Below are 5,309 nucleotides of genomic sequence, written 5' to 3'. Positions count from 1 at the left end.
TTACGCAAGGCTGCCTAATTTAGAGAGTGGTGCACTTCGGAGTTGAATTCGCGACCGGTAACAACTTCATCTTTTCTTATCGAAAAATGCACGCCAAAACTATTTCCGTTGCCATTGATTGTGATGGGCTTGTCGAAACCGGCATCCTGCAGACTAATTTGTCGCGAGAAATCAGCCTCACCGGCCCACGCTCTGTTAGCGACGATGGCCCAACCAAGAGCAATCACAGTTGTAAGAACCAACAAAAACTTCCAGTTTCCAAAGAGATTTCGTTGCCACCTCAACCATGCATTATCCCTGTTACCGGATGAGAAAAGACCTGTCACCGCCCTCAACACACCGCTAAACGAACGAAAAGGATGATCAGCAGCATTTAGCTTATCCGGTACCCAGGCATCTGCACGCCCCATAACTACATTCACCAGTTTCCGGCGCTGTCTCAGAGGCAAATCCTGAAAGCGGAATCGCAAAAAGTGAGGATCTGCTGTTATCGGAGAAACAGGAAAAAGCATTGCCTTGCCGTCAAAACTTATTTCAACGTCCTCTACAGTTTCTTCAGCGAAGGCATCACCATAAGGATTGCTAAGGCGCATACCTCCCATCGAAAAGTCGCAGGTCTCAGCACGGGCAGTGTGACCATTAGACAAATGAAGAACGGCCGGCAGACTGATACCTACTCTTACAGCGTTGCGAACTTGCTTTGCCTCCATCGCTACCGCGACTGCCGCCAGTAAAATCGTGACGTTTAACAACGCCCACACAAGATTGAGGCCAAGTACAAAGGGGTTTACGGCAAAGTCTTCACTGAAAACCATTCTCACTGCCCCCCAGATTATCCCGGCGAGTAACAATGCAAGTGTGATCAGGTGCGGCCTGACAGCTTCTGAATCAAAGTAGGCTTCATCCAATGTTCCGCCTTTGTCAGTGACATTAAATTTGCCTTTAGACGGATTCCACAAGGAGGCCAGCGTCGGCCTTATCAGAGCAAAAGCAAGTACAGTTTCATAAACCTCTCCCCAGAAACTGTATCGGTAACGGCCCTGTAAAACAGAGTTGGTATAAATGGCGTGAAACAGGTGAGGTAATGCATAGGCAAGTAACAGATCGGGAGCAGCGGCTATAATGTTTGCACCAAACAACAGATAAGCCAGCGGCGCAGTGACAAAAACAAATCTGGGCAACGGGAACTGAAAATGCATCATGGCGTTGAGATAACACAAACGCTGACCTATTTTTAATCCCTTGCCAAACAAAGGATTATCAACCCGGAAAATTTGGCACATTCCCCGTGCCCACCTTGCACGCTGTCCAATGTGCAGGGAAAGACGTTCAGTGGCGAGTCCGGCTGCCAGAGGTATCGCAAGGAAAGCGGTATCCCAGCCCATTCGCTGTAACTTTAGTGCAGTATGAGCATCTTCGGTAACGGTTTCCACTGCGAAGCCATTGGTATCCCCGAGCGCTTTACGCCGTATAACCGCACAGGACCCGCAAAAAAACGCAGCATTCCAAAAGTCATTTCCCTTTTGTACCGGCCCGTAAAAGAGCTCACCTTCCCCCGGCATATCGAGTCCAGTCCTGAGATTTCTTTCAAACGGGTCCGGCGAATAAAAGTGATGCGGGGTTTGTAACAGTGCCAGTTTGGGTTCTTTGATAAATGCGCCAACCGTTGCCTGAAGAAACATGCGGGTCGCCACATGATCGCAATCGAAGATACAGATCAGCTCTCCGCTTGTGAGTTTCAAAGCATTATTCAGGTTCCCTGCTTTGGCGTGTTTATTGTCTTCACGCGTTATGTATCCCACTCCGGCGGCAGAGGCAAACGCACCAAATTCGGGCCTGCGTCCGTCGTCCAGAAGATAAACCCGCAATTTCTCTTTCGGGTAGTCAATATTAAGCGCTGCCAGTACCGTATCCTGAACAATAGATAAACTTTCGTTATACGTAGGGACATACACATCAACAGTTGGCCATAAACTTGTATCTTCAGGTAAAGGAACAACTTTTCTTTCCAGCGGCCAAACAGTCTGAAAAAATCCCAATACTAAAATTAGCAGTGCATAAACTTCTGCCAGCAGAAGACCTATGCCCAGAAATGTTTCAAAAGGTGTGTTGTAAACCAGTGTGTCTGTTGCACGCCAAAATAAATACCGGGTTGATATAATGACGCTAACCATCATCAACACCAGCCTCGCCCAGGAGGTTTCTATACGGCCGATAATCAAACAGAGAATCACACTGAAAAGTGCAAAAAGGGTTTGATTTTCAAGGTCAAGCGGCGTTGATACGATCAGCATGAGCACGCAGAACACAGCAACAAGGATGAAAAAAAGAAAGAGTTTAGCCACCCGGGAAGGTTTGTTTAATTGTTCCATGGCGGTTATCTCAACGAAAATTTCATGGAGTCATGGCTGAATGCCTCTGGCAGACTTCTGCTTATTCCCCTGGCTATGTCTTCGAGATCCTGAATGACAGCCGAACTTGGCGCGTATTCAAAAATAGATTTCATAGATGCGGCAGCTTCGGGTACCGCTTCATCACGGTGCACCCTGCCAAGTAGCGCGGCCCCCAGCTTTTGCTCAAAAAATTCTGTAGAATCGCGATTGAGCCGGCTCCGGATGTGAGTCTGATTGATAATATAGAGCGCCTCGCCAGCCAGCTTTTTACCCAGGTAACTCTCCTGCTCAACCAAAGGCAAAGTTGCAGCTGACGTGCTGTCAGCAGTCAGGACCACTATTCCCAGGCCCCCCATTCGCTTGACAGCGTCAAGGCCTGAACCGGGCCCGGAAGGAAGGTCAACAAGCGTAATACAGCCTGGTTGTTGTAAAAGGGAACCGAGACGTTGATCCAGAAAACCAGTCTCACGACGCAATAATGCATTAAAGGCTTCGCGTTGTTCACGGGTTACCTGCCCGTAAGGCAGAAGACCCACTCCACCCGGCGTTTCAATAATATATTCACGCCAGTCACTGTTATGCTGTGATTGTGCAACCACCCCGCGGGACTCTCCCACTGCTACGCCAAAATGGAAGCGAAGGGTGTTCTGTACATCAAGATCCAATACCACAACCTGATGACCCAGCCGCTGCAGAGCAAAAGCCAGATTTGCCGTAAGTGTCGTACGTCCGGTACCACCTTTAGGAGATGTCAGATAGACGAGGTTCATACACAGATCTTCCTCTGTGAATGCCCGGAGCTCCCGGTGAATGAAGTACTGTTGGTATTAGCAGAATTGTTTTGAAGATCAGCCAATGTTTCAAAACCAGTATGACGAAACGTTTGTTCCGGTTCAGCCCCTGGACTCTTGAGAAAACTCTGTTGAAACAATTGATTGAGCAACGGCCAGTTAGATGCAAAAACAGTCTGGTCTTCTGCAAATGTTCTGAAGCCTATTTCCTGCGAAAGCTTGGATTCAAGCATCGCGACATCATTGTAACGATTCATAACTGAGATACTCCCTTATCTGCTATAACCATTAACTTTTTAAGTTTTTTAAACTAACTTTTAATTTTAAAACCCCGAAACTTAGAAAGAAGTGTGTGACTTTTAATACGTAACGGCAATTATCATAAACTGCTTATTTTTTGAACTCAATAAGATTATTACAGTATCTTGAACTCATTACTTTTACTTAATATTTAATGACTAGATACATATTGAAATGTTTATAAAGAATGATGACAAAAGAGAGGAAGGATTCAGCAGAAACCGGGCAGGAAGATTGTGAAAAAATAAACGCCGGAAAGCAAAAACCCGCAGTGAATGCGGGTTTTTAGTATCTGGCGGAGAGAGAGGGATTCGAACCCTCGATACGCTATTAACGTATACACACTTTCCAGGCGTGCGCCTTCAGCCACTCAGCCATCTCTCCGGAATTGTCTGACGAAATTCGTCAAAGCGCGCGTATAGTAGGGAAAGTCTCCCGCTGAATCAAGTACTCACCGGGAAAAAAACCTCAACTGCGCTTTTATTAAGCAGTTGCCAGCTTTTTCTGCTTAAGTTGTGCTGAAAAGTTGAGCATTCTGTCCAGCGGAATGAGAGCTTTATGACGCAAAGCTTCATCCACATCGATTTCGTTATCGTTCACACCCTCTGTCAGGCTGTTGTAGATGGCCTGTAAGCCGTTCATTGCCATCCACGGGCAGTGAGCACAACTTTTACAGGTTGCGCCGTTACCGGCCGTTGGAGCTTCAATAAACGTCTTCTCTGGCATCAGTTGTTGCATCTTATAGAAAATGCCTTTATCTGTTGCCACAATAAACGTGTTGTTAGGCATATCCTGAGCGGCCTGGATCAGCTGACTTGTCGAACCGGCAGCATCCGCAAGATCAACCACACTGGCAGGTGATTCCGGATGCACAAGAATGGCTGCATCAGGATACACTGCTTTCATATCACTCAGTTTCTGTGCTGAAAACTCGTCATGAACGATACATTCGCCCTGCCACATCAACATATCAGCACCGGTTTTCTTAGCAATGTATGCACCCAGGTGGCGGTCAGGGCCCCAGATAATAGGTTTACCCTGCTCGTCCAGATGCTCAACAATTTCCAGCGCAATACTGGATGTCACCACCCAGTCGGCTCTTGCTTTTACAGCAGCAGACGTATTGGCGTAAACAACCACGGTGTGATCAGGGTGCGCGTCGCAGAAAGCACTGAATTCTTCCACCGGGCAACCGATGTCCAGCGAACAGGTTGCTTCCAGGTTTGGCATCAGTACGGTTTTTTCAGGACTGAGAATCTTTGCTGTTTCACCCATGAAGCGGACACCGGCCACGATTAACGTTTGCTCAGTGGCATCACGGCCAAAGCGTGCCATCTCCAGAGAGTCCGCAACGCAACCACCGGTTTCCTCGGCCAGCGCCTGAATCTCGGGGTCAGTGTAATAGTGAGCTACCAGAACAGCATTACGATCACGCAGCAGTTGCTTGATCTGTTCCTTCAGTTCGGCCTTGCGCACATCAGTAAGCGGCGCAGGCTTGGCCGGGAACGGATAATCAACTTGATCGACTCTGAAAGCAATAGTCATAACAAATAGCCTGAATAATCGACAATAGGGCGACGGATTATACCCGACTGTCATAAAAATTACATAGGGATACGCTATGAATAAAAGTGTTTGCCCGGATTAAAGCGCTATGACTTATAACAGTGCAATGCTTTTGCGGTTGATAAAGCTGATAACGAATCGGGATAATATCTAACAGGAAGTATTTAAGAATTTTAAGAGGTTCCGGATAACCGGAGCAAAGATAAGATGGTGGGTCGTGCTGGATTCGAACCAGCGACCAATTGATTAAAAGTCAACT

4 protein-coding genes and 1 tRNA gene are annotated in these 5,309 nt (G+C 47.2%); all 5 read right to left on the bottom strand.

What is annotated here, in order from left to right; translation table 11 throughout:
• Nucleotides 1-14 precede the first annotated feature (14 nt).
• On the bottom strand, nucleotides 15-2,372 hold the full coding sequence (gene bcsA, locus AC4PME_RS20420; protein ID WP_491046905.1) for a UDP-forming cellulose synthase catalytic subunit: 2,358 nt from the start codon (nucleotides 2,370-2,372) through the stop codon (nucleotides 15-17).
• A 5-nt stretch (nucleotides 2,373-2,377) separates the two neighbouring features.
• A complete protein-coding gene (gene bcsQ, locus AC4PME_RS20415; protein ID WP_119500824.1) occupies nucleotides 2,378-3,163 on the bottom strand; it encodes a cellulose biosynthesis protein BcsQ in 786 nt (261 codons plus the stop codon).
• Entirely contained in the window at nucleotides 3,160-3,441 is a 282-nt protein-coding gene (locus AC4PME_RS20410; RefSeq protein WP_119500823.1) for a hypothetical protein, read from the bottom strand. Before AC4PME_RS20410 ends, bcsQ begins: the two co-directional genes overlap by 4 nt.
• 336 nt (nucleotides 3,442-3,777) lie before the next feature.
• Nucleotides 3,778-3,868 (bottom strand) — tRNA-Ser (locus tag AC4PME_RS20405).
• Between the two features lie 99 nt (nucleotides 3,869-3,967).
• Nucleotides 3,968-5,029, bottom strand: coding sequence for a quinolinate synthase NadA (nadA, locus tag AC4PME_RS20400; protein ID WP_491046906.1), 1,062 nt, complete (start codon nucleotides 5,027-5,029; stop codon nucleotides 3,968-3,970).
• Nucleotides 5,030-5,309 lie beyond the last annotated feature (280 nt).

It is taken from the genome of Alteromonas sp., assembly GCF_984505615.1.
Note: the sequence above shows the minus strand (reverse complement) of the source record. Positions and strands in the feature narration are given on the sequence as shown.